General features: G+C 70.9%; 22 protein-coding genes and 1 pseudogene. 10 read left to right on the top strand and 13 right to left on the bottom strand.

Features of this window, described 5'->3' with window-relative positions:
• The 3 genes and pseudogenes from E5843_RS02315 to E5843_RS14305 all read right to left on the bottom strand — a co-directional run.
• Entirely contained in the window at window positions 1-1,272 is a 1,272-nt protein-coding gene (locus E5843_RS02315) for an efflux RND transporter periplasmic adaptor subunit (protein ID WP_136411691.1), read from the bottom strand.
• Between the two features lie 282 nt (window positions 1,273-1,554).
• A complete protein-coding gene (gene bioD / locus E5843_RS14310) occupies window positions 1,555-2,250 on the bottom strand; it encodes a dethiobiotin synthase (protein WP_244240859.1) in 696 nt (231 codons plus the stop codon).
• Between the two features lie 426 nt (window positions 2,251-2,676).
• Window positions 2,677-2,976 (bottom strand): annotated as a pseudogene (locus tag E5843_RS14305) (TMEM175 family protein); the annotation flags it as partial.
• A 49-nt stretch (window positions 2,977-3,025) separates the two neighbouring features.
• Here E5843_RS14305 and E5843_RS02305 point away from each other — a divergent pair.
• Together E5843_RS02305 and E5843_RS02300 are read left to right on the top strand one after the other, a co-directional pair.
• Window positions 3,026-3,508, top strand: coding sequence for a GAF domain-containing protein (locus E5843_RS02305; protein ID WP_136411689.1), 483 nt, complete (start codon window positions 3,026-3,028; stop codon window positions 3,506-3,508).
• Window positions 3,505-3,885: a TfoX/Sxy family protein gene (locus tag E5843_RS02300; RefSeq protein WP_244240816.1), complete on the top strand. Its 381-nt coding sequence runs from the start codon at window positions 3,505-3,507 to the stop codon at window positions 3,883-3,885. The genes E5843_RS02305 and E5843_RS02300 overlap by 4 nt, the downstream gene beginning before the upstream one ends.
• 14 nt (window positions 3,886-3,899) lie before the next feature.
• Here E5843_RS02300 and glnE read toward each other — a convergent pair whose 3' ends face one another.
• From glnE to E5843_RS02260, 8 genes are all read right to left on the bottom strand, one after another.
• Window positions 3,900-6,740: a bifunctional [glutamate--ammonia ligase]-adenylyl-L-tyrosine phosphorylase/[glutamate--ammonia-ligase] adenylyltransferase gene (glnE, locus tag E5843_RS02295; protein WP_141065616.1), complete on the bottom strand. Its 2,841-nt coding sequence runs from the start codon at window positions 6,738-6,740 to the stop codon at window positions 3,900-3,902.
• 761 nt (window positions 6,741-7,501) lie between these two features.
• Complete coding sequence (locus tag E5843_RS02290; RefSeq protein WP_136411688.1) at window positions 7,502-9,124, bottom strand: phytoene desaturase family protein; 1,623 nt, start codon at window positions 9,122-9,124, stop codon at window positions 7,502-7,504.
• On the bottom strand, window positions 9,121-10,227 hold the full coding sequence (locus tag E5843_RS02285; protein ID WP_208542766.1) for a UDP-N-acetylglucosamine--N-acetylmuramyl-(pentapeptide) pyrophosphoryl-undecaprenol N-acetylglucosamine transferase: 1,107 nt from the start codon (window positions 10,225-10,227) through the stop codon (window positions 9,121-9,123). Before E5843_RS02285 ends, E5843_RS02290 begins: the two co-directional genes overlap by 4 nt.
• 95 nt (window positions 10,228-10,322) lie before the next feature.
• Entirely contained in the window at window positions 10,323-10,937 is a 615-nt protein-coding gene (locus E5843_RS02280) for a DUF6445 family protein (RefSeq protein ID WP_141065615.1), read from the bottom strand.
• Between the two features lie 55 nt (window positions 10,938-10,992).
• The gene (locus E5843_RS02275) at window positions 10,993-11,907 is read right to left on the bottom strand and encodes a DUF808 domain-containing protein (RefSeq protein WP_134675029.1); all 915 of its coding nucleotides are present in this window, start codon (window positions 11,905-11,907) and stop codon (window positions 10,993-10,995) included.
• Window positions 11,908-12,061: 154 nt separating this feature from the next.
• Entirely contained in the window at window positions 12,062-13,702 is a 1,641-nt protein-coding gene (groL, locus tag E5843_RS02270; protein ID WP_134675030.1) for a chaperonin GroEL, read from the bottom strand.
• 143 nt (window positions 13,703-13,845) lie between these two features.
• Window positions 13,846-14,136: a co-chaperone GroES gene (gene groES, locus E5843_RS02265; RefSeq protein WP_134675031.1), complete on the bottom strand. Its 291-nt coding sequence runs from the start codon at window positions 14,134-14,136 to the stop codon at window positions 13,846-13,848.
• A 229-nt stretch (window positions 14,137-14,365) separates the two neighbouring features.
• Window positions 14,366-14,854, bottom strand: a complete 489-nt coding sequence (locus E5843_RS02260) for an acyloxyacyl hydrolase (protein WP_166815842.1) — start codon at window positions 14,852-14,854, stop codon at window positions 14,366-14,368.
• A gap of 126 nt (window positions 14,855-14,980) precedes the next feature.
• On the opposite strand from E5843_RS02260, the gene cutA reads away from it, so the two are divergent.
• The 6 genes from cutA (at window position 14,981) to accC (ending at window position 20,725) form a co-directional block, all read left to right on the top strand.
• Window positions 14,981-15,322 (top strand): divalent-cation tolerance protein CutA, encoded by a 342-nt coding sequence (gene cutA, locus E5843_RS02255; protein ID WP_136413002.1) that lies wholly within the window; start codon window positions 14,981-14,983, stop codon window positions 15,320-15,322.
• Window positions 15,319-17,634, top strand: coding sequence for a protein-disulfide reductase DsbD family protein (locus E5843_RS02250; protein WP_425480738.1), 2,316 nt, complete (start codon window positions 15,319-15,321; stop codon window positions 17,632-17,634). Before cutA ends, E5843_RS02250 begins: the two co-directional genes overlap by 4 nt.
• Window positions 17,631-18,224 carry a TlpA family protein disulfide reductase gene (locus E5843_RS02245; protein ID WP_136411686.1) on the top strand — a complete coding sequence of 198 codons (594 nt, stop codon included), beginning with the start codon at window positions 17,631-17,633 and terminating at the stop codon, window positions 18,222-18,224. The genes E5843_RS02250 and E5843_RS02245 overlap by 4 nt, the downstream gene beginning before the upstream one ends.
• A gap of 132 nt (window positions 18,225-18,356) precedes the next feature.
• Window positions 18,357-18,800 (top strand): type II 3-dehydroquinate dehydratase, encoded by a 444-nt coding sequence (gene aroQ / locus E5843_RS02240; RefSeq protein ID WP_134675383.1) that lies wholly within the window; start codon window positions 18,357-18,359, stop codon window positions 18,798-18,800.
• Window positions 18,801-18,856: 56 nt separating this feature from the next.
• Window positions 18,857-19,351, top strand: coding sequence for an acetyl-CoA carboxylase biotin carboxyl carrier protein (gene accB / locus E5843_RS02235; protein ID WP_141065613.1), 495 nt, complete (start codon window positions 18,857-18,859; stop codon window positions 19,349-19,351).
• Between the two features lie 6 nt (window positions 19,352-19,357).
• Window positions 19,358-20,725, top strand: a complete 1,368-nt coding sequence (gene accC / locus E5843_RS02230) for an acetyl-CoA carboxylase biotin carboxylase subunit (RefSeq protein WP_134675037.1) — start codon at window positions 19,358-19,360, stop codon at window positions 20,723-20,725.
• Window positions 20,726-20,796: 71 nt separating this feature from the next.
• Here the strand turns inward: accC and E5843_RS02225 are convergent, their stop codons facing one another.
• Window positions 20,797-21,249, bottom strand: a complete 453-nt coding sequence (locus E5843_RS02225) for a hypothetical protein (protein WP_341867483.1) — start codon at window positions 21,247-21,249, stop codon at window positions 20,797-20,799.
• A complete protein-coding gene (locus E5843_RS02220; RefSeq protein WP_244240815.1) occupies window positions 21,246-22,286 on the bottom strand; it encodes a hypothetical protein in 1,041 nt (346 codons plus the stop codon). Before E5843_RS02220 ends, E5843_RS02225 begins: the two co-directional genes overlap by 4 nt.
• 140 nt (window positions 22,287-22,426) lie before the next feature.
• Between E5843_RS02220 and prmA the strand changes: the two genes are divergently transcribed.
• The gene (prmA, locus tag E5843_RS02215; RefSeq protein WP_136411685.1) at window positions 22,427-23,350 is read left to right on the top strand and encodes a 50S ribosomal protein L11 methyltransferase; all 924 of its coding nucleotides are present in this window, start codon (window positions 22,427-22,429) and stop codon (window positions 23,348-23,350) included.
• Window positions 23,351-23,376: 26 nt separating this feature from the next.
• Complete coding sequence (locus E5843_RS02210) at window positions 23,377-24,585, top strand: DUF3426 domain-containing protein (protein WP_141065612.1); 1,209 nt, start codon at window positions 23,377-23,379, stop codon at window positions 24,583-24,585.
• Window positions 24,586-24,655: the final 70 nt, after the last annotated feature.

Below are 24,655 nucleotides of genomic sequence, written 5' to 3'. Positions count from 1 at the left end.
TCAGTCCTGGCTGTCGGCAGGGGCGGCATCACTCGGCTGGGTGGCGGCCTCGGCGGCAGCCGGATCCGCGGCATCGCCGGCCGCGCCAGCTCCCTCCGCGGGTGCGGTCGCTGCAGCTCCGGCTGCGGCTCCGGCGCCGGGGGCGCCCGCCGCCGCGCCGGGCACGGTCGGCTGCCACGGCACCGCGACGGCCTGGGCATCCGGGCGCACGCGCTGCAGCCCCGAGACGATGACCTGCTCGCCCGGCGACAGCCCCTGGCTGACCACCCACTGGCCCGCCTGCGCGCGGTCGACGGTCACGTCGCGCCGCGCGACCTTGCCGTCGGCGCCCACCACCATCACGTAGCCGCCGACGGCATCGCGTTGCAGCGCGCGCTGCGGCAGCAGATAGAGGCCCGACTGCTCGCCCATCGTCGCCTGCAGGGTCACGTAGGCACCCGGCAGCAGGCGACGGTCGGGGTTGGGCAGGGTCGCGCGCAGCGACACCGCGCCGGTGGCCGGGTCGACCACGTCACCGGAGAAATCCAGCTCGCCTGGATGCGGATACACGCTGCCGTCCTGCAGCAGCACCTCCACCGCCACCGGGCCCGCGTTCTGCAGCTGGCGGCCGCGCAGGTCCTCGAGCTCGGCGAGGCTGAGCGAGAAGTTCACGTACAGCGGGTCGATCTGGTCGACGGTGGTCAGCAGCGTCGCGGTGCCCTGCCCGACCAGCGCACCCTCGGTGACCTGCTGCTTGCCGGCGCGCCCGGAGATCGGCGCACGCACGGTGGCGTAGCCGAGGTTGATCCGCGCCGAGTCCACCGACGCGCGGGCGGCCTGCACCGCGGCGGTTGCGCTGCGCTCGGCGGCCAGCGCGTTGTCGAGGTCGGAACGCGAGATGAAGTTCTCGGGCGCCAGCCGACGCGCGCGCTCGGCCATCGAACGCGCGTTGGCGGCGTTGGCCTCGGCCCGCGCCAGCGACGCCTGGGCCGCACTGAGGTCGGCCTGGAACGGCGCAGGATCGATCACGAACAGCACGTCGCCTTCGCTGACGTCGCTGCCTTCCTCGTAGACGCGCCGCTGCACCACGCCCGGCACGCGTGCACGGACATCGGCGCTGCGGTAGGCGCCGAGGCGGCCCACCAGGTCCTTGGTCATCGGCACCGTCGACGGCTGCACCGTGACCACGCCGACTTCGGGCGGCGGCGGCGCGGGCTGCTCCTGTTCGCCACCGCAGGCGGCAAGCAGGAGGGCACTGGCGGCAAGCGCGATCAGGCGCGGGCGCATCGACATGGGGGAGCTCCGTGGGGAAAGGGATAACCGGCACCCCTGCGGGGCGCCCATTGCTATACCAGTGAGTACAGGAAAAAAAGTCTAAGCAGTCGCGTGCCGGAAGTCACCAGAAATGTCGCCATCGTGCGATCGGCCACGGTAGCGGCGGGCCTGCGCAGATGTCGTGTGGGCGATCACCGGTGCCGGCAGACCGGGACGGGCACGGATCACAAACGCAGGTTCCGGCGTTCGCGGGTCAGCGTGATCCGACGGCGCGCGTCCGCCCCCTTCGCCCTCGCGCGGTCACCGCCGTCCGGCGATCGCTGATGCGGCGGGCGCCAGGTTGGGAGCCAGCAAAGCGGGATCGGCAGCCGGCACATGCGGCAGCACGCCCAGGCACGGCGCGGGCAGTGCGGCGCGCAACAGGTCCAGGTAGTCGTCGCGGCGCTCGAACGCCGGATCGACCGCGCTGGCGACCCACCCGATCAGCCGGCAACCGTCGGCTTCGATTGCCTGCGCGCTCAGCCGTGCATGGCTGAGGCAGCCCAGCCGCAGGCCGACTACCAGCAGCACCGGCAGTTGCAGCGCGCGCGCCAGATCGGCGTGCTCGATGCCATCGCCCAGTGGCGACAGCCAGCCGCCTGCGCCCTCCACCACCACCACGTCGGCGTTCGCGGCCAGGCGCGCATGCGCGGCCAGTACCGGCGCCAGTTCCACCCGCACCCCCGCCGCACGCGCTGCGAGCTGCGGTGCGGTCGGCTCCGGCAGTGCCCACGGGTTGACGTCGGCATACGACGGGCGCGGTGCGCTGGCCTCCAGCAGCGCGACCGCATCCTCGTTGCGCAGCCCATCGGCCGTCGGCTCGCAGCCCGCCGCGACCGGCTTCATGCCGACCGCGCGCAGGCCCTGCGCACGCAGTGCGTGCAGCAGCGCCACGCTGCACAGGCTCTTGCCGACGCCGGTATCGGTGCCGGTGACCAGCACGCCGGCGGCGGCCACCGGTGCGCGCCGGACTGCCGCGGCAGCCCCGGCGCGGCGCACGGCCAGCAGGTTCACCGGACCGGTGAGCCCGAGCAGGGCGTAGAGCATTCCCGGAAGCCCCACGCGCAGCGAGGTGTCATCGGCGGGGGTGGTGAGCGCGGCGACCACCGAGGCCGTCGCCACCGCGGTGAACCAGCCGAAGATCGCCAGTTCACCCACCACCTCGGCCCGCATCGCGGCATCGAGGCCCAGCGGCCCGCGGTTGCGCCAGGTCTGGGCGTACAACGCCGCCATGCACAGCGACATGCTGGCGAACGCGAGTCCGTAGACCAGGAACATGAAGCTGACGTCGGCCGTGCCGTCGAACGCCATCGGGTACGGCAGCCAGCCACCGCTTGCCCAGGCGAAGAACACCCCGAACTGCAGCCGCAGCGGATACACATAGACCAGAACGGTGAACACCAGCGCCAGGCTCAGCACCACGTCGGCGACGCCGTCGCGGTTGTGGCGGCGGCTCCAGCGCGCGTGTGACGCCCAGAACATGGCGATCATCGCAAAGCAGGCCGCGAACGCCGGGATCGACTTCAGCGCTGCCACCAGCGCCGCGGTGGAGTCCGGGATCGCATCCACCGAGATCACCAGCAGCGTCACCGCGAATGCGAAGGCCGCATCGACGAAGGCCTCCAGGCGCGTGGCACCACCACGTTCGCCGGGTCGACCCGCCGCTTGCGCGCTCTCCGCCATCCCCTGCCCTCCGTCCAACCGGTCCGATCGCCGCGGTAGACTGCGACGCATGTTCACATCGCAAAGTCTAAGCGGCGACAAGCCGCAGCAATACGCCCAGCTGGCCGACCAGGCCCGCGCCCTGCTGCATGGCGAGCGCGACCGCATCGCCAACGCCGCCAACCTGTCGGCGCTGGTCTACCACACGTTGCCGGACCTCAACTGGGTCGGCTTCTACTTCTTCGACGGCACCGAGCTGGTGGTCGGCCCGTTCCAGGGCCAGCCCGCCTGCGTGCGCATTCCGCTCGACCGCGGCGTGTGCGGGGCCGCCGCACGCACCCGCACGACCCAGCGCGTGGACGACGTGCACGCGTTCCCGGGCCATATCGCCTGCGATGCCGCGTCGCGTTCCGAGCTGGTGGTACCGCTGGCCGATGGCGACCGGCTCATCGGCGTGTTCGACCTCGACAGCCCGGAGCCGGCGCGGTTCGACGCCGATGACCAGGCCGGGCTGGAGGCCATCGCCGCGATCTTCATGGATTCGCTGCGGTGAGCGGGGGCCGGTCGCGCGATCTCGGGTTGCGCAACATCGGCCCGAAATCGTCGGCCTGGCTGCGCCAGGTGGGGCTGCACACCCGCGAGGACCTCGCCGCTGCCGGCCCGGTCGATGCCTATATGCGCGTCCGCCGCGCCGGCTTCCGGCCCAGCATGAACCTGCTGTACGCGCTCGAGGGCGCGTTGCTGGACTGCCACTGGCAGGAAGTGCCCGAACAGCGCCGGCAGCAGCTGGTGGCCGAAGCCCAGGCCGCGATCGCCGAATTGCCGGACCCGCGTCGTCCCGCGGCCGGCCCGGTCACCACTACCCTTAGCGATCGCGACGACGATGCCGACGATGCCGCCTCCGGCCCGGACGACGACGGGCGCGATTGACCGCGGTTGAGTCGTCAGCCTGACGCCGCCGGCACCCCGGCGAGCGGATCGATCCCGAGCAGGCTGGCACCGGCGGCGCGCACGCTGGCGCGCGCATCCTGCAGCCGGCGGCTGTCGGGCACCAGGCGCGGACGGCGGTCGAGGGTCTGCCCGAGGCCGAGCGCGAGCAGCGTCGCGTGGGCCTCGCGCAGGCTGCGGCCGATGTCGGCGGCCAGCACCCCGGCCGCGCACAGCGCCTCCAGCAGCGCCGGCGTGGCCCGCGGCAACAACAGCTCCGGGCTCGCGTGTGCCTCGCGCAGGACCAGGTACTGCACCAGGAACTCGAGGTCGACCAGACCGCCCTCGCCCTGCTTGAGGTCGAACACGCCATCGCGGCTGCGGTCGAGTTCGCCGCGCATGCGCTGGCGCATCGACACGATGTCGTCGCGCAGCACGTCGGCGTCGCGCTGGCGCGCCAGCGCTGCCGCGCGCACGCGTTCGAACTCCGCCACCAGCCCGTCATCGCCGGCGACCGCACGCGCGCGCACCAGCGCCTGGTGCTCCCAGGTCCAGGCACGCTCGCGCTGGTAGTCGTCGTAACTGGCCAGCGAGGACACCAGCAGGCCGCTGGCGCCATCCGGCCGCAGGCGGATGTCGACCTCGTACAGCCGCCCGGCACCGGTCACGGTGCCCAGCAGCGCGACCATCTTCTGCGCCAGTCGCGCGTGCCAGCGGATCGCATCCAGCGGTCGCGGGCCATCCGACTGCGCGGTGGCCGGGGCGTCGTAGAGGAACACCAGGTCGAGGTCCGAGCCGACGCCGAGTTCCTCGCCACCGAGGCTGCCGTAGCCCAGCACCGCGAAGCGCGCACCGTCGATGCGCCCATGGCTGTCATGCATGCCGCGGCGCGCCAGCTCCAGCACCGCGGCGACCACGCCATCGGCCAGCCACGCCAGTTGGCGCGCACTGTCCTGCGCGCCCTGGCGGCCGTCGAGCATGGCCAGCGCGATGCGGAAGCTCAGCGTCTGCCGCACCTCGTTCAGGGCGTACAGCGCGGCCTCGACGTCGTCACGGGCGAGCGCCGCCTCGCAGGCCGCATGCAGCTGCGCGCGTCCCGGCAACGGTCCCTCGATGCGGGCATCGAGCAGCTCGTCGAGCAGCAGCGGATGCATCGCCACGCGTTCGGCGAGGAAGGCGCTGCGGGTCATCAGGTCGACCAGCCGCGCCAGCGCGGCCGGCTGTTCGTCGAGCAGGGCCAGATAGCTGGAGCGGCGCAGCACGTTGTGCAGCAGTGCCAGCAGGCGGCGCACCGCCTCCAGCGGGCGGTCAGCAGGCGCGCTGGCCTGCAGCAGCACCGGCATCACCCGCTCCAGGCGGGTGCGAGCGATATCGGGCAGGTCGCGCACCCCGGGCGAGCGGGCGAAATCGCGCAGCGCGGCATCCACGGCCTGCGCATCGCCGAAGCCCGCGGCCTCCAGCTGCGCAGGCTCGCCGGCTTCGGGCAGTGCGCGCCAGTAGCCGGCAAGGTCGTAATCCGCGGTACGCGGGGCCTGTTCGCGGTGCAGCAGCGCGTCGAAGGTCAATGCCACCACCTCACGGTGGTGGGCCAGCACCTGCGCCAGCGCATCCCACGACAGGCCCAGCCCGGCCGCGATGCGTGCACGGTCGAGTGGATCCTCCGGCAGCGCATGCACCTGCGCGTCGCGCAGCATCTGCAGCCGGTTTTCCAGCCGCCGCAGCCAGCGGTAGGCCTCCAGCAGAGCCTGCGCGGTCTCCGCCGGCACATGACGCGCGGCCGCCAATGTCTGCAGCGCCGGCTGCAGGCGCCGCCCGCGCAGGGCGGCATCGCGCCCGCCGTGGATGAGCTGCAGCACCTGCGCGAAGAACTCGATCTCGCGGATGCCGCCGCGACCGCGCTTGATGTCGTCGGCCAGTTCCTTGCGCGCCACCTCCGCGCTGATCGCCGCCTTCATCCCGCGCAGGCCGTCGAGTGCGCCGAAGTCGAGGTAACGGCGGTACACGAATGGCCGCAGGTCGGACAGGAACGCCTCGCCGGCGGCGATGTCGCCGGCGACCGGGCGCGCCTTCTGCCAGGCGTAGCGTTCCCAGTCGCGACCCTCGCGCTGGAAGTACTGCTCCATCGCCCCGAAGCTCAGCGCCAGCCGGCCGGCACCGCCGAATGGCCGCAGCCGCAGGTCGACCCGATGGCAGAAGCCGTCGACGGTGACTTCGTCGAGCAGCTTCGCCAGCGCCTGGCCCAGGCGCATGCACCAGGTTTCGGCGGGCAGCGGGCGCGGCCCGTCGCTCTCGCCTTCGTGCGGGTAGGCGTAGACGAGGTCCACGTCGGAACTGAAATTGAGCTCGCCACCGCCCAGCTTGCCCAGCGCGAACACCACCAGCCGCACCGGCTGGCCCTGGCGGTCGCGGACCACCCCGTGGCGGGCGATGAACTCGGCTTCCAGCGCATCGTGCGCCAGTTGCAGGCACTGCTCGGCGAGCCGGGTAGTGCCGGCAAGGGTCGCATCGACGTCGTCGAGATCGAGCACGTCGCGCCACACCAGACGCGCGGACTCCGCCGCCCGCCAGCGCCGCAGCATGCGCGCCCAGTCGTCGCGGCTGCCGGCCGACAGGTCGGGCGCCGGCAGTGGCGTGGTGCCGGCGTCGAGCGACAGGCGCTGCAACAGTTCCGGCTGTCGCTCGAAGGTGTCCACCGCGAAGTCGCTGGCGATCGCGACCCGTGACAATGCCGCGTGGAATGCCGGATCGTCGAACGGGATGTCGAGAGCCGAGGGCGCGGCCGCATGGCGCAGGCGCTCGACGGCGCGCGCGAGGATCTGCTGCAGCGGCGCGTCGAGATGTGTGGGCAGGCCGGACATCGGCCGATTGTGGCATCCGTGCGTTTGCGACCGGTGCGTCTGCGCCTGAAGGCGCGCGGGTGGACCATAGACCAACGGAGAGGAGCAAGCAGAGGTTCTTCTCCCCGTCCAGGCGACGTCGGTGAGTCCGGGTAGCCCACCACGGACGCAGGGGGATGCCCAGCCGGATATCTCCGCGTCCTGCTCCCACATCCGGCCGCCGGCCATCCATGGCCGGCTCTGGACATCCCCCTGCGTCCGCGGCAGGCTTTAAGGTGGCGTCGCGGCGGGGCGAGGCGAAGATCAATAGCGAAAAGCGGCCCTGTGAATCCGGGCGAGCGAAGCGGGCTACCCCGCTTTTGATTTTCGCGCCGAAGCCGACGAACGCAGACGCCTGTCGCGTGCACCGGAGGGTGTGCGGACAGCCGGCCATGGATGGCCGGCGGCCGGCCGTGGTAGCTGGACGCGGACTCCGGCCGGGGGAGCACACCCCCCGGTGCACGCGACAGGCAGCACGGATCGCGACGGAGCGCACGGACGCTCGAATACCCCAGCTCCGGCCCTGTCGCCGAGTCTGGAGATGACCAAAAAAAAGCCCGCTGCCGGAATACCGGTAGCGGGCTTTGCTCCCTCCCCCACGTCGGGTGCGAAGCCATCGTGAACGAAGTGTTATCCGGGATGCACGCTGCACTGCAAAACGATACTTCGAAGTACAAAAACTCAGGAAAAACAGACACCTGGGTACGGTGCCGGTACCGGTGCGTGTAACCGCTTACGGCGGGTCAGTTCGGTCTCGGCGACCGTCGCAGATCGCGCAGCAGCTCGCGTGCCGCATTGCGCCCGGGCAACCCGGTGACGCCACCGCCGGGGTGGGTCCCGGAGCCGCACAGGTAGAGGGCCGGGATGGCCCCCCGGTAATCGGCCTGGCCGAGCAGCGGACGTGCCGAGAACAGCTGGTCCAGGCCCAACGCGCCGTGGAAGATGTCGCCGCCGACCAAGCCGAATTCACGCTCGAGATCCAGCGGCGACAGTGCGCTCCAGCCCAGCACGCTGCGGCGGAAGTTGGGCGCGACGCGATCGACGGTGTCGATCATCAGGTTGGCGACGGTGTCGCGGTGCGCGTCCCAGCCGCCATCGACCTCCGGGTTGACGTGCTGGCAGAACAGGCTGGCGACGTGCTGGCCGGGCGGTGCCAGGCTGTCGTCGAGGGTGGAGGCGATCACCAGCTCGACCACCGGTTCGCGCGCCCAGCCGGGGTTGTGCGCCTTCGAGCGTGCGTCGAAGTACGCGCGCTCGAAATATTCCAGCGAGTGGCCGACGAGGATGCCGCTCTGGTGGTGCGGCTGCAGCGCGGTGCCGGGCGCGCAGCTGAAATCCGGTAGTTGGGCCAGCGCCACGTTCATGCGGAAGGTGCCGGAGCCGCAGCGGTAGCCGTCGATGCGCTGCGCGGTGTCGTCATCCAGCGCGCCGCGCGGCACCAGCCGCTGGTACAGCAGTTTCGGATTGACGTTGGCGACCACCGCACGCCGCGCATGCAGGACGCGGCCGTCGGCCAGCTCGACCCCGTGCGCGCGCCCGTTCGCGACCCGCACCTGCGCGACCTCCGCATTGGTGTCGATGCGCACGCCGCGCGCCTCGCACTCGTGCGCCATCGCCTGGGTGATGGCGCCCATGCCGCCGATCGCGTGACCCCAGGCGCCCTGTCGGCCGTTGACCTCGCCGAACACGTGGTGCAGCAGCACATAGGCCGATCCGGGCGTATACGGACTGGCGAAATTGCCGACGATCGAATCCCAGCCGAGCGCGGCCTTCAGCGGCTCGCACTCGAACCAGCCATCGAGCAGGTCGCCGGCGGATTTCGTGAACAGCGCCAGCAGGTCGCGGCGGGTGGCGAGGTCCAGGCCACGCAGCCGGCGTGCGACCTCCCACGAAGCGAGCCAGTCAGCCACGCCCATGCCCTCGTCGAGGTTCGGCGGGGTGCGCCGCATCAGTTCGCGCAACACGACCACCACGCGCCCCAGCATGGCCTCGTAGGCGTGCAGCCGTTCGGCATCGCGTGTCGAATACGCCGCCACCTCGGCTGCGGTCAGCCCGCCGCCGAGCCGGAACGCGCGGCCGTCCGGCAGCGGCAGGAAGTTCGAGAACGGGCGCTCGACCACACGCAGGCCGTGTTCGGCCAGGCGCAGTTCGCGGATCACCGCGGGATCGAGCAGGCTGACCGTGTAGCTGCAGGTGGAGTTGCGGAAGCCCGGGTGGAACTCTTCGGTCACCGCGGCGCCACCGACGATGCCGCGCCGCTCCAGCACGCGCACGTCGAGCCCGGCGGCGGCGAGATAGGCGGCGCAGACCAGGCCGTTGTGGCCGCCGCCGACGATCAGGACATCGTGGACGGCATCCGCGCTCACGCCGGTCGACGCCCGCGCGTGACCAGCGCCAGCACCGCATCGGCCAGGCGTGCCGCGGCGTCCGGGCGCCCGGCGGCGGCCGCGCGTGTTGCGGCCTGCGGCAAGGTGTCGGTCGAGGCCAACAGGGATTGCAGTCGCGCGGCCAGAGTGGACGCGTCCAGCTCTGCCTCCGGCATGCACCAGCCCGCACCCAGCTGTTCCAGCGTGCGCGCGTTGCGCAGCTGTTCGTCGGCCGAGCCGCCCTGCGGGATCGGCACGAAGATCGCCGGCCGGCCGATCGCCAGCAGGTCGGCGATGGTGGTCGCCCCGGCGCGGGTCACCACCAGGTGCGCATCGCGCAGCCGCGTGCCCATGTCCTCGAAGAACGGTCGCACCTCGGCATCGATGCCGGCGCTGGCCAACTCATTGGCGATGGCCGCGGCATCGTCACCGGCGACCTGCAACGACAGCCGCAACCTGGCGCGCAGCGACGCAGGCAGCAAACGCAGCGCCGGTGGCACCACGCGGCCGAACACCGCCGCGCTCTGGCTGCCGCCGACCACCAGCAGCCGCAGCGGGCCGTCAGCCGACAGTGGCGGGTACGGCGCGCGCGCATCGAGGATCGCCTGGCGCACCGGATTGCCGGTCTCGACCACGCGGCCGGGCGGCAGGCCGGCGAGCCCGCCGGTATCGGCGAACGAGGTCGCCACGCCCGAGGCGAAGCGCAGCAACTGCCGGTTCGCCAGCGACAGGCGCGTGCCCTGCTCGTGCAGCAGCAACGGCAGCCCGCAGGCGCGCGCGCCGAGCGCCGGCGCGAAACTCGGATAGCCGCCGAAGCCGACCATCGCCACCGCGCCGCGTCGACGCAGGTCGCCACGCGCACGCCAGGCCGCGCCGAGGATGGTGGTCGCCGCGGCCAGCTTGCCGACGGGCCCGCCGGCCAGGCTGCGCGCCGGCAGCACCACGTGCGGCAGCCCTTCGAGTGCATGCGCGTAACGCGCGCCGCGCGCATCGGTGTAGATCACCGCGTCGTGGCCGCGGCCCACCAGTTCGCGCGCGAGCGCTTCGGCCGGGAACAGGTGGCCACCGGTACCACCGGCGGCCATGGCGATAACGTGCTTCAAACGCGTATCCGGGCTGGGGCGAGCGACGATTATGGACGGCGCGTTGCAGCGCCTCCACCGCGAAGCCGCGCGGCGTGGGATGGCTGTCCGCCGCCTCAGGCGGCGCGGGCGAAGAACATCAGATAGACGAAGCGACCGTTCTCGAGCGTGTCACCGAACGCCTCGCCTGCCGTGTGCCAGAACCACGGCCGCAGCAGCACCAGGCGGTTGAAGCGCATCGGCACGCGCATGGTGAGCTCCCAGCGCGACATGTCGTTGCTGTCGCGGCCGATGATCGCGTCGTGCAGTTCGGATCCGGTGCGATAGCCCATCGCTTCGATGCCGTCCTGCGTCATCGGCGCCTGTTCGGTGCCGGTCTCGACATGGCGGTAGAACTCGGTACCGCCGCGGCAGTCCTCCGGCCTGCTGAGGTAGAGGATGCCCGACCACCAAGCGCCCTGGTCGATGTGCACGCGACCCGTGCCGACATCGTCGGCGCGGGTGATGCGGAACTTCGCGTGCGACTCGAGCGGCTCGATTGCGCGCACGGGTTCGCCAACCAGCCGCGAGACGGCCTGGTCGAGCTGCGGCAGAAACAGCCGTTCCTGCGAGTTGCGGCCGGGGAATGCGCCCTGCTGCGCCGGATAGGTCAGGCGCAGGCCGGCTTCACGCAGCCGCATGGCGTCCTGCGCGCCGAGGAAGTCGTCGACGACGATCAATGAAGTAGTCATGCGCGCAGCCTAGGAACGCGCGCACGGGCATGCAAGTGGACGCACGGCACCGCGCTCAGTGGGCGGCTGCAGCCTTCTGTCCGCGCAGGCGGCCGAACAGCGAGACCGCTGCCAGCACCAGCGCACCCACGACCAGCCCGATGACCAGGCTTGCCAGCGCGTCGGCGACGAAGCCGGGCAGGCCGGCGCGCTCCATCACTTCCAGCAGGCGGTGCAGCACGTCGACGTTGTGCACGAAGATACCGCCGCCAACGAGGAACATCGCGATGGTGCCCAGGATGCCGAGCGCCTTCATCAACCAGGGCGCGGAGTACACCAGCGCACGCCCCGTCGCAGGCACCAGCACGCCTTGCCGGTGGCTCATCCACAGTCCGGCGTCATCCATCTTCACGATCGCCGCGACCAGGCCGTAGACGCCGATGGTCACCGCCAGCGCCACCACCGACAGCGTCACCGAGCGGGTCAGCAGCGCTTCGTTGGCGACCACGGCCAGCGACAGCACGATGATCTCGGCGGAGAGGATGAAGTCGGTGCGGATCGCGCCGCGGATCTTCTGCTTCTCCATCTCCTGCGGCGTCTCTTCCGCTTCGAGCACCGCCTGCACGCGCGCCTCGGGATCCGGGCGATCGCCGCGATGGGACAGCTTGTGCACGATCTTCTCGAAGCCCTCGTAACAGAGGTAGGCACCGCCGATCATCATCAGCGGCACCACCAGCCACGGCAGGAACTGGCTGATCAACAGCGCCGCGGGCACCAGGATCAGCTTGTTGACCAGCGAGCCCTTGAACACCGCCCACACCACCGGCAGCTCGCGGGCGGCGCGCACGCCGGCCACCTGCTGGGCATTGAGGGCGAGGTCGTCGCCGAGCACGCCTGCGGTCTTCTTGGTCGCGGCCTTGGTCAGCAGCGCCACGTCGTCGAGCAGGGCGGCAATGTCGTCGAGCAGGGTGAGCAGCGAAGCGCCGGCCATGGGTATATTCGCGAAGTCGTGGGCGCGGATTGTGGCATCCGTCCGTGATGCCGGAAATGACGTCGGGCCAGCGGACGGAACCCCTGGTCGCGGCAAAGAAAAACCCCGCCTCGCGGCGGGGTTTTTCGTGTTGCAGTGAAACGGTGACGCTGGATCAGAAATCCATGCCGCCCATGCCGCCCATGCCACCGCCGCCGCCCATGGCCGGCTCTTCCTTCTTGGGAAGCTCCGCCACCATCGCCTCCGTAGTGATCATCAGGCCGGCGATCGACGCCGCGTTCTGCAGCGCGGTGCGGGTGACCTTGGTCGGATCCAGGATGCCGAACTCGACCATGTCGCCGAACTCGCCGTTGGCGGCGTTGTAGCCGTAGTTGCCCGAACCGTCCTTGACCTTGTTGACGATCACGGAGGGCTCTTCGCCGGCGTTGGTGACGATCTCGCGCAGCGGGGCTTCCATCGCACGCAGGGCGATCACGATGCCGTGGTTCTGGTCTTCGTTGGCGCCACGCAGGTGCTCGATGGCCGCCTTGGCACGCAGCAGGGCCACGCCGCCGCCCGGGACCACGCCTTCCTCGACCGCCGCACGGGTGGCGTGCAGGGCGTCTTCGACGCGGGCCTTCTTTTCCTTCATCTCGACCTCGGTGGCAGCGCCGACCTTGATCACCGCAACGCCGCCGGCCAGCTTGGCCACGCGCTCCTGCAGCTTCTCGCGGTCGTAGTCCGAAGAGGTTTCTTCGATCTGCGCCTTGATCTGCTTGATGCGCGACTCGATGCCACCGGTCTCGCCGGCGCCGTCGATGATGGTGGTGTTTTCCTTGGTGACCTGGACCTTCTTGGCGCGGCCGAGATCGGTGATGGTCGCCTTCTCGAGCGACAGGCCGACTTCCTCGGAGATCACGGTGCCGCCGGTCAGCACGGCCATGTCTTCCAGCATCGCCTTGCGACGGTCGCCGAAGCCCGGGGCCTTGACGGCCACGACCTTGACGATGCCGCGGATGGTGTTGACGACGAGCGTCGCCAGCGCTTCGCCCTCGACTTCCTCGGCGACGATCAGCAGCGGCTTGCCGGCCTTGGCCACGCCTTCCAGCACGGGCAGCAGGTCGCGGACGTTGGAGATCTTCTTGTCGTGCAGCAGGATGAAGGGATCATCCAGCTCGGCCGACATCGACTGCTGGTTGTTGATGAAGTAGGGCGACAGGTAGCCGCGGTCGAACTGCATGCCCTCGACCACGTCGAGCTCGTTCTCGAGACCCGAACCTTCCTCGACCGTGATCACGCCTTCCTTGCCGACCTTCTTCATCGCCTCGGCGATGATGTTGCCGATCACTTCGTCGGAGTTGGCCGAGATCGTGCCGACCTGGGCGATCGCCTTGTCGTCGGCGGTCGGCTTGGAGAGCTTCTTCAGCTCCTCGACGGCGGCCTTGACGGCCTGGTCGATGCCGCGCTTGAGGTCCATCGGGTTCATGCCGGCGGCAACCGCCTTCGAACCTTCGCGGATCAGCGCCTGCGCGAGCACGGTGGCGGTGGTGGTGCCGTCACCGGCGTTGTCGGAAGTGCGCGATGCGACTTCCTTCACCATCTGCGCGCCCATGTTCTCGAACTTGTCGGCGAGCTCGATCTCCTTGGCGACGGACACGCCGTCCTTCGTGATCGTCGGCGAGCCGAAGCTCTTCTCGAGCACGACGTTGCGACCCTTCGGGCCGAGGGTCGCCTTGACGGCGTTGGCGAGCGTGTTGACACCGCGCAGCATCTTGGAGCGCGCGTCTTCGCCGAAGCGGATTTCCTTGGCAGCCATTGTTTGAAGCCTCGTAATTGGGGATTGGTGACTGGTGATTGGAAGAGCGGGAAGCGAAAGCGGTCGGGGATACGGGATGGCCGGGTTCGTCAGCGCGCTGGCTGTGACGAATCACCAATCACGAATCACCGCCGTCATCTGCTTCAACCGAGGATCGCGAAGATGTCGTCTTCCTTCACCACCAGGTAGTCGGCACCGTCGAGCTTGACCTCGGTGCCGCTGTACTTGCCGAACAGCACCTGGTCGCCGGCCTTCACCTTCGGCGCGCGCAGGTTGCCGTTGTCGAGCACCTTGCCCTCGCCCACGGCGACGACTTCGCCCTTGATCGGCTTTTCGGTGGCCGAATCCGGAATCACGATGCCACCGGCCGAGACTTTCTCTTCCTCGGTACGCTTGATGACCACACGGTCGTACAGCGGCTTGATATTGCTCATGTCAATCCTCTTAAGTGATTGATTGGGTTGAAGAATGGCGGCGATCTTAGCACTCGCACCGGGAGAGTGCCAAGGCCGCGGGCGGCAAAGGCCCGGCGAGCCGGGCACGGACGCTGATATGGCGGGCATTCAGCCCGTTTCAAGGGTTGCCGGAGAAATTTTTTGTCAGTTCTGGCGGGCCTGTGCCCGCGGGTGCACTGCCGCACGGCGGCTGAGCAGTCGGGCGGACTCAGAACCGCCAGGCCGCGACCACCATGGTCTCGCCGTCGTTGGGCTGGTGGAGGCTGGCGTTGGAGATGTGCCGCGCCAGCACCGAGAACCGCTCCCAGCGCCAGCCAACGGTGCTGATGAACTGCGGGTCGCCGGACAGTGCATCGGTGTGCCCGGTCTGCACGCCGACGCCGAAGCCCAGGGTCAGCCCGTTGTCGGTGCGGTCGTAGCGCAGACCGGCGTGGCCGACGGTCACGTCGTCCACGAGGTCGTGGCGGGTGTCGTCACGACCGCGCACATGCACCACGCCGAGTTCCCAGTGCAGCAACGCATTGTCGAGCGCGCGGAATTCCGGCAGCCACGCGGCGGCCACCACCGGCGTGACCTCGTTGTCGCGCGTCCACGAGGGGCCGGCGCTGAGTTCGAACTGCGATTGCGCAGCCGCCGGAAACGCGGCGGCCGCGGCGATCGCGACGGCGCACAGCGCCGGAAAACGGATCCTGGGCATGGGGGAAGGCATTAGTGAACCGGGGAGTGCAGATTGTAGGCCGCGGCGGCGTGAGGACACGGCAACGTGTACGCCACGCTTAAGCGGACGGCGCGGGACGGTGGGCTACCCTATGCGGCCTGCCCGCTGCGCGTACCTGCCTTGTCCGTCCTGCTCTGCCTGTCCACGTGCCCAGACCGCGCGACCGCCGACCGGATCGCCGAAGCATTGGTGGACGAGCGGCTCGCCGCCTGTGTCTCGCTGTTGCCGGGTGCGCAATCGGTCTATCGCTGGGAGGGCCGCGTCGAGCGCGGCGAGGAAGTGCAGCTGCTGATCAAGACCACGCACGACGCATTCGCCGCCCTGCGCGAGCGGCTGTGTGCGCTGCACCCGTATGAAGTGCCGGAGCTGATTGCGTGCGAAGCGGTGGACGGCCTACCCGCCTATCTCGACTGGATCGCGGCCGAAACCACGGGGCATCGCGGCTGATGCGCATCGCGGGCTGGTGGCGCGCGCTCGCACTGGTCGCACTGGCGACGCTTTGCGGCGTGGCGCAGGCAGCACTCGACGTCGACGACCTGCTGCCGGTGGACGACGCGTTCGCGTTGCGCGTGCAGGCGCCGGACCGCGAGCACATCGAGTTCGACTGGACGATCGCCGACGGCTACTACCTCTATCGGCACCGCATGGGTGCCGAAGCCGACGGCTTCCCTGCCGGGGGCCTGCAGCTTCCCGATGGCAAGCGCCATGTGGACGAGTTCTTCGGCGAGGTCGAGACCTACCGCGGCCGCATGCGCGCCAGCCTGCCCGGCACCGCCGCGGATGGTCGCGACCGCCTGGTGGTGCGCGTGCGGTTCCAGGGCTGCGCGGATGTGGGCATCTGCTATCCGCCGCAGACGCGCGAGATCACCGTGGCGCTGCCCGACAGCCCTTCCGCCAGCGGTCGCGCCGGCTTTGCCGCGCTCGGACGGAGCCTGCTCGGCACCGGCACCCCGGCACGCGGCGTCGCCGATGCCCTGCGCACCCAGGCGCTGCCGCTGCCGGAAACCCGCGCCTTCGGCTTCGACGCCATCGCCGATGGCGGCGACCGCCTGCTGCTGCGCTTCGTGCCCGCGCCCGGCTATTACCTCTATCGCGATCGCAGCGGGTTCGAGGTGCGCGGCGACGGCATCACCGCCGGCACCCCGCGCTGGCCCGCGGGCGTGGACCACCACGACGAGCACTTCGGCAACGTAGTGGTCTATTTCGATCCGGTCGACGTCGAGCTGCCGCTGCAGCGCCGGCATGGCGACGCTGCCACGGTGGCGCTGACCGCGACGTTCCAGGGTTGCCAGGCCGACGGCATCTGCTATCCGCCGATGACCCGGACGGTCGAGGTCGCGCTGCCGGCCTCGCAGACGTGGACGGCATCCGCCGCTTCCACGCCCGCCACGCCGGCAGTCGATGCGCGCACGGCTCCAGCCACGTCCGCGGATGCGGAGGAGGCCGTCGACAGTCGCGCCAACCCTGCCCGCGAAACGCCGCCCGCGGACCCGATCACGTCCGCATCCGATGGCGCCCTCCCCGCCCGCGCCGGCGGCAGCCTCGCCGGCGCGCTGCTGCTGGCGCTGCTGGGCGGGCTGCTGCTCAACCTGATGCCCTGCGTGCTGCCGATCCTGTCGCTGAAGGTGGTCGGGTTGGCGTCGAGCGGCGGCAGCCGGGCCAGCGCGCGCCGGCATGCACTCTGGTACACGGCGGGCGTGCTGGTCGCGTTCGCATCGGTGGGCCTGCTGGCGATCGGCCTGCGCGCGACCGGCCAGGCGCTGGGCTGGGGCTTCCAGCTGCAGCAGCCGTGGTTCGTCGCCGCACTGGCCTACCTGGTGTTCGCGGTCGGGCTGGCGCTGTCGGGCGTGTTCACGCTGGGCGGCAGCATCGGCGGCGTGGCGCAGTCGCTGGGCAGCCGCACCGGGCCTGCCGGCGATTTCTTCACCGGCGTGCTCGCCTGCGTGGTCGCGAGCCCGTGCATCGCGCCGTTCATGGGTGGCGCGCTGGCGTTCGCGTTCGCCAGTTCCGGCGTGGCCGCGCTGGGGGTGTTCCTGGCGCTGGGCCTCGGGCTGGCGCTGCCGTTCCTGCTGGTGGGCTTCGTGCCGGCGCTGGCCGACCGGCTGCCGCGCCCGGGCCCATGGATGGAAACACTGAAGCAGGCGATGGCGTTTCCGATGTACCTCACCGCGGTCTGGCTGGTGTGGGTGCTGGGCCGCCAACGCGGCGTCGATGCGATGGCGCTGGTGATCGGCGGGCTTGCCGTCCTCGCGCTTGCGCTGTGGTGGTTCGAGCGCCGTCGCTGGCGCGGCGGCCGCGTGGCACCGGCGCTGGCCCTGCTGTTGGCAGTGGCGGCGCTGTGGCCGGTCGCGGGCGTCGAGCGTTTCGGGCCGCCGGCGCCAGGCACCGACATGCGGGAACCGGGCACCGTCGCCTATTCCGCGGAACGCCTGGCCGCGCTGCGGGCGGCGGGGACGCCGGTGTTCGTCAACATGACCGCCGACTGGTGCGTGACCTGCAAGGCCAACGAGCGCCGGGTGCTGTCGCGCGACACGTTCCGCGACGCGCTCGCCGCAACCGGCGCGACCTACATGGTCGGCGACTGGACCCATACCGACGCCGCGATCACCGCGTTCCTCGAGGAGCACCGTGCCGTGGGCGTGCCGCTGTACGTGGTCTACCCGGCCGACGGCGGACCCGGCGAAGTGCTGCCGACCCTGCTGACCGACGGCATCGTGCTCGAGGCCCTGGCACGCGCCACCGCCCACGGTGCGCCATGAGGACCGGGCTGGTCATCGGCGTGGCTGTGGCGGCGGGCCTGCTCGGGCTTGTCGCTGCACTGCTGGGCTCCGGTCCCGGCCCGCTGTTGCGCACCGATGCGGGACAGCGCGTGGCCCAGGCCGCGCTGCAGGCCGCCGCCCCTGCGGCGCCCGAAGGCGTCGCCACCGCGCGCCGTGGCGCAGCCGTGCCCGGCTTTACCGTGCCCGCCCTCGATGGCGACGCCTATGCCCTGCCCGGTGATTTCGCCGGCCGGCCGCTGCTGGTCAACCTGTGGGCGAGCTGGTGCGCGCCGTGCATCGAGGAGATGCCGGAACTCGACCGCTACGCGCGCAGCCAGGGCGCCGAGGGCACCCGCGTGCTCGGCATCGCGCTCGACGACGCCGACGCGGTGCGTGCCTTCCTCGAACGCATCCCGGTCGATTACCCGCAGGCGCTCGATGTGCCGGGACCGGCCGATGCCGGCGTGCGGCTGGGCAATCCGCGCGGGGTGTTGCCGTACTCGGTGCTGATCTCCGCTGACGGCCGCCTGCTCAAGACCCGCATCGGCCCGTTCGAGCACGGCGAGATCGACGCCTGGGCGCGTCACTAGGCAACACTCGGCACCATACGCCCGCGACTGGTCCGGGATTCAAACAAACGTTCAACTTCGGGCAAGTTCGGCGAACTGGACACCATTCCCCCCATGCAGCAGACTGCGCGCCTTGTCATCCCGGCGCGCTGCATGGCGACCCTGCTGCTCCTCCACGGCCCCAATCTCAACCTGCTCGGCACCCGCGAGCCCGGGGTTTATGGCCACGCCACGCTGGCGGAGATCGACGCCGACCTGCGCCAGCGCGCGGAAGCCGCCGGCCACCGGCTGGAGAGCCTGCAGTCGAACGCCGAACACGTGCTGGTCGATCGCGTGCAGGCCGCCGCGGTCGATGGCACCGCCTTCGTGCTGATCAACCCGGCCGCGTTCACCCATACCTCGGTGGCGCTGCGCGACGCGCTGCTGGCGGTGGCGATCCCCTACATCGAGATCCACCTGTCGAACCCGCATGCGCGCGAGCCGTTCCGCAAGCAGAGCTATTTCAGCGACCACGCCGTTGGCGTGGTCTGCGGTTTCGGCGCCGACAGCTACCGCTATGCGCTGGATGCCGCGCTGAAGCAGCTGGCGTCCGCCTGATCCCTTTCCCATCCGATTGCCCGGCCACCGCCGCGCCCGCAACCACGAGGCCACTGATGGACCTGCGAAAGATCAAGAAGCTCATCGACCTGCTCGAGGAGTCGAACCTCACCGAGATCGAGATCAAGGAAGGCGAGGAGTCGGTGCGCCTGTCGCGCAACCCGACCGGCACCCCGCCGACCTACGCGCCCGCGCACGCCACGCCGCAGCCCGCGCGGGCAGCCGAGCCGGTGATGCCGATGGCGTCCCCGGTCGACGCCGCCACCGGCGGTGGCCGCGCCACGGACAACGCGGGCGCCGGCCCGGCCATGCCTGACGGCCACAAGGTGCTCTCGCCGATGGTCGGCACCTATTACGCGTCGCCGTCGCCGGACAAGCCGCCGTTCGTCACCGTCGGCCAGCAGGTCAAGGCCGGCGAGACGCTGGGCATCATCGAGGCGATGAAGATGTTCAACCCGATCGAGGCCGATGCCTCCGGCACCGTGCTGGCGATCCTGTGCGAGAACGGCCAGCCGGTCGAATTCGACCAGCCGCTGTTCGTGATCGGCTGACCGGTCATGCTCGATAAAGTCGTCATCGCCAATCGCGGCGAGATCGCGCTGCGCATCCTGCGCGCGTGCCACTCGCTCGGCATCCGCACCGTCGCGGTGCATTCCACCGTCGACCGCAACCTCAAGCACGTGGCGATGGCCGACGAGTCGGTCTGCATCGGCCCGCCGCCCTCCAACCGCAGCTACCTCGACATGCCGGCGATCATCGCCGCGGCCGAGGTCACCGATGCCCAGGCCATCCATCCCGGCTACGGCTTCCTCTCGGAGAATGCCGATTTCGCCGAGCGGGTCGAGCAGTCCGGCTTCATCTTCATCGGGCCCAAGGCCGAGACCATCCGCCTGATGGGCGACAAGGTCGAGGCGATCCGCGCGATGAAGGAGGCCGGCGTGCCCTGCGTGCCCGGCTCCGGCGGCCCGCTGGGCGACGACGCGGCGGCCAATATCCGCATCGCGCGCGAGATCGGCTACCCGGTGATCGTCAAGGCCGCCGGCGGCGGTGGCGGGCGCGGCATGCGCGTGGTGCATACGGAGGCCGCGCTGGCCAATGCCATCGCCACCACCAAGCAGGAAGCCAAGGCCGCGTTCGGCAACGACATGGTCTACATGGAGAAGTTCCTCGAGAACCCGCGCCATGTGGAGATCCAGGTGCTGGCCGACGGCCAGGGCAATGCGATCCACCTCGGCGAGCGCGACTGCTCGATGCAGCGCCGCCACCAGAAGGTGGTCGAGGAAGCGCCGGCGCCGGGCATCACCGAGGAGCAGCGCGCCGAGATCGGCCGCGTCTGCACCGAGGCCTGCATCCGCATCGGCTACCGCGGCGCCGGCACGTTCGAGTTCCTCTACGAGAACGGCCGTTTCTATTTCATCGAGATGAACACCCGCATCCAGGTCGAGCATCCGGTCACCGAGATGGTCACCGGCATCGACCTGATCCGCGAGCAGCTGATGATCGCCGCCGGGCAGAAGCTGTCGATCCGCCAGGAGGACGTGGTGCTCACCGGCCACGCCATCGAGTGCCGGATCAACGCCGAGGATCCGGAAACCTTCCTGCCGTCGCCGGGCCTGATCCAGCACTTCCATGCCCCGGGTGGCCCGGGCGTGCGCGTGGACTCGCACGTGTACGAGGGCTACCGCGTGCCGTCGAACTACGACTCGATGATCGGCAAGCTGATCGTGCACGGCGCCGACCGCGAGCAGGCGATCTGCCGCATGCGCGTCGCGCTGTCGGAAATGGTGATCGACGGCATCCGCACCAACATCCCGCTGCAGGCGCGGATCATGCGCGACAAGGGTTTCCAGGCCGGCGGGCAGAACATCCACTACCTGGAAAAGCGCCTGGCCGAACGTCGCGACAAGTCGCTGACGATCGGCTGATCGGGTGCGGCCCGCATCGCCGCCGCGGATGCGCCGCGGTGGCGATGCCATCGGACACGCCGCCCCGGGTTTCAGTCCCGCGCCGCGCCCTGCGTCGCGCGGATCTCGCCCGCCGAGGCCGGCAACAACTGCAGCCGGCCCGTCTCGGCGGCATCTTCGGGCGCCGGCCGCTGGGTGCCCGGGATCGGCCGGATACCGGTGCCCGAGGACTGGCTGACCACCATGACGTACTCGCTCGAGCCGTCGGGCCACACCACCCGGAACGCGCTGCCCGGCGGCAGGGTGGCGAACGGCGCGCCGCCCTGTGCGCGGTACGCTGCAGCCAGCTGCGTGGCGCCCAGGCTGCGCGTGTGCTCCGGTGACTCCACCGTCGTCGTCGCCACCTGGGTCAGCTCGCGGTAGTTGTCGGTGAGCGCATCGATCATCACTCCCGCCGCGGTGACCGAATAGGCCGCGAACACCGTCACCCACACCCAGCGTCCGATCCGGCGCGGCCTGCGCGTGCCCGTCTGTCGTCTGTTCATTGCTCCAGCCTCCTGGACACACCCTGCAGCAGTGTGTCCACCATGTCCTCGACCTGTTCCGCCCCCTGTCGCGGAATTGCAGCGTCGTATACGAAATGTGCGAAATCCTGCGTTCCATCACGCGAGCAGATGCCGCCGCTGGCGCAGTACTGGGTCATCAGCGCCGACCCCGGCCCGCAGGCCAGCCCCTGGCGACACGCCGCCAGCTGCCAGGCGAGCTCGGCGAACTGGGTGCCGGCGACCAGGCCGGAAAACGCGCGCTGGCCACTGGCCGCCACGCCCATCCCCGGCGACAGCGCGGAGAACGCCTGCGCATCGCCGGACTGCTGCACCCGTTCGACGAGGTCGCGCAGGTATTCCGGGCTGTCGTCGAGCGGGACGTCCATCGCCAGCAGGCTCGCTTCGGCGGCCAGATGGCCGGCAAGGGCGGCCTGCTCGCGCTGGCGGACGATGCCAGCGACGGTCAACGCATCGACCGGTGCGAACCGTCCGCAGCGCTGGGCGACGCGGTCGCGCGCATTGCGCAATGCGGCGGCGCCGTGACCGCCGAGCTGCGCGAGCACGTCGGTATCGCGCGCATAGCCTGCCGGCGAGGCGGCATAGCCGCCGCAGTAGTCGTGGATGCGGCTGTTGACCCATAGCGCCTCGGCGTCGCCCGCCATCACCGCGGGAGCGAGGTCGCGTGACAGTGCGTACAGATCCGGCGCGCGTTCGAACGCGGCCGCCAGCGTGGCCGCGCGCGGGACCGCCGGCAGCGGTCGTGCCGGGGCCGGCCGTGCAGGCGGTTGCACCTCGATGACCCGGGGGCGATCCGGGAGCGCAGCCATCCGGCGATCCGCGATATCCACCGGCGGGGCGGGCGAGAGCGCCGAGTCCGCAACGGGCGACGGGGCGGCGCCGCCATCGCGCATCCATACCAGGCCGGCGACGAGCACCGTTGCCAGCGCTGCCAGCACCAGGCCACGCGCCAGCGCGCGCCACGGCGCGGCACTGCGCCCGGACGTCACCGTGCCCACCAGCGCGGCCAGCTGCCGCATCCAAGCCTCCGTGGTCACGCCGTGCGGCGTCGTCGCGCCCGGCGTGGCGGCATGGTACGCCATCGTCCCGCGCACGCGCCGGGGTTTACCCTGTCCGGTCCGGAGCCCAAGATGCGCGGCCCCCAGCAGGTCCCCCCGCCATGCCGTACCTCGAACTCTCGCTGTCCTGCACCGAGGACGAACAGCCGCGCTACGAGCGCGCGCTGGACGATGTCGGCGCGCTGGCAGTCACCCTGCTCGATGCCGATGCCGACACCGGCAACGAGCACGCGATCCTCGAACCGGGCGTCGGCGAAACCCCGTTGTGGCGGATGCTGCGGCTCAACGCACTGTTCGCCCATGGCACCGACCCGCTGATGCTGCTGGCCGCGCTCGAAGCCTTCGATCCGGCACTCGACTGGAGCCGCGCATCGTTCCGCACCGTCGAGGACCAGGACTGGGAGCGCGCGTGGATGGACCAGTACGTGCCGCTGCGCTTCGGCGCGCGCACCTGGATCGTGCCGTGGAACGCGCCGCTGCCGGACGAGGCCGAGGGCACCGATGCCGCGGTGGTGCGGCTCGACCCCGGACTCGCGTTCGGCTCCGGCACCCATCCGACGACATCGCTGTGCCTGCAATGGCTCGATGCGCTGGCGGCCGCGGGCGAGCTGCGGGGCCGGCAGGTGCTCGACTACGGCTGCGGCAGCGGCATTCTCGCGTTGGCTGCGCTCAAGCTGGGTGCCGCCCATGCGGTCGGCATCGACAACGATCCGCAGGCGCTGCTGGCCAGCCGCGACAATGCCGACCGCAACGCGGTGGGCGGGCAACTCGAGGTCGCCACGCCACAGGCGTCGCCGCCCGGCCGCTTCCCGGTCGTGGTGGCCAATATCCTCGCCAGCGCGCTCGATGCCCTGGCCGAGCCGATCGCCGAGCGCGTCGAGCCCGGCGGCCGGCTGGCGCTGTCGGGCATCCTCGACGGCCAGCAGGAAGAGCTGCTGCGTCGCTACCGGCCATGGTTCGAGGCGCTCGCCGTTACCCACGAAGGTGACTGGGTTCGCATCGACGGAGTGCGCCGCCGTGATTGAATAGCGGGGCTCCGGGGGGATCGCGCATGTTCATCAACTGCCCGAACTGCAATGCGCTGGTCGCCACCGACCTGGTGACCGACCAGCCGCCACCGCACTGCCCGCGCTGCGACTACGGCCTGCGCGACGCGGCGGGTCCGCCACCGTCGCCGCCGGCTGTCGATGCAGCGGCTTCGCCCGGCACATCGGCGCCCATGCCGGATCCCTACCGGTTGCTGACGCCGGCACCCGCCGCGGCGCCGGTGCCCGCAGTGCCGCAGGCCGTGCCACCCGCCGTACGCTTCGTGCCACTGCACGAACCGCCGCGCAGCGCCGCACTGGCGCCTCCGCCCTTGCAGGTGCCGGCAACCGGGCCTGCCGCCACGGACCTCACCCCGGACGGCGACACGGCAGCTCCGGATGAGGACGCGACTGCTCCGGCGCGACAGCACGCCGACCGACGCGACGCCGACCCCGCACCCGCGCCTGCGACACCACCGCAGCGGCCTGTCGCTTCCGGGGCCGACAGGCCGACGCCGGACGTGGCACCAACCCCGCGCTCCGGGTTGCCCGCCACGCTGGACGCCGCCACCGGCAGCGAGGGACGCGACCCCGTCGCAATCCCGGCCCCCGTGCCACCACCCTCGCCGGACGCCGTGGCAAACGCGGCACACCCGCCCGATACCACCGTGACCACGGCAGCGCCCGGGGATCGCGCTGGCGCAGCCTCCGCCGTGCGTGTCGCACCCAGCTTCCTGCGCGGCGCCTCGCCCGCCGGCACCACGATGTCGCCGCGCGAGCGCCACGTGCTGCGCATCGCGATTCCCGCACTCGCGCTCCTGCTGCTGCTGCAGCTGCTGCTTGCCGATCAGATCCGCCTTGCCGCTGATGCCACCTGGCGCCCATGGGTCGGCACCGCATGCGCACTCGTGCGTTGCACGCTGCCACCCTGGCATGCGCCCGAAGCCATCGCGCTGGTGCAGCGCGACGTGCGTCCGCATCCGCTCCAGCACGGCGTGCTCCAGGTCAGTGCCACGCTGCGCAACGATGCCGCATACCCGCAGGCCTGGCCGATGCTGTTGCTGACGCTGTCCGACGTCGACGGCCGCCCACTCGGCGCGCGCTGGTTCGCCCCCGAGGAGTATCGGCCGGCCGATGCCGCGGACACGCTCGCGCCCGGTGCCGCGGCGGCGTTCCGGATCGACGTGGTCGAGCCGTCGCCACACACCGTCGCGTTCAACTTCGCGTTCGGCTGAGCGGTTTGGACTTGAAGGGGAGCGGCGCGCTAGACTCGCTGACCCCGTCGCAGGCCCGCTGTTCGTGGGG

The organism is Luteimonas yindakuii, assembly GCF_004803715.2.
In the GTDB taxonomy this organism is placed as follows: domain Bacteria; phylum Pseudomonadota; class Gammaproteobacteria; order Xanthomonadales; family Xanthomonadaceae; genus Luteimonas; species Luteimonas yindakuii.
Note: the sequence above shows the minus strand (reverse complement) of the source record. Positions and strands in the feature narration are given on the sequence as shown.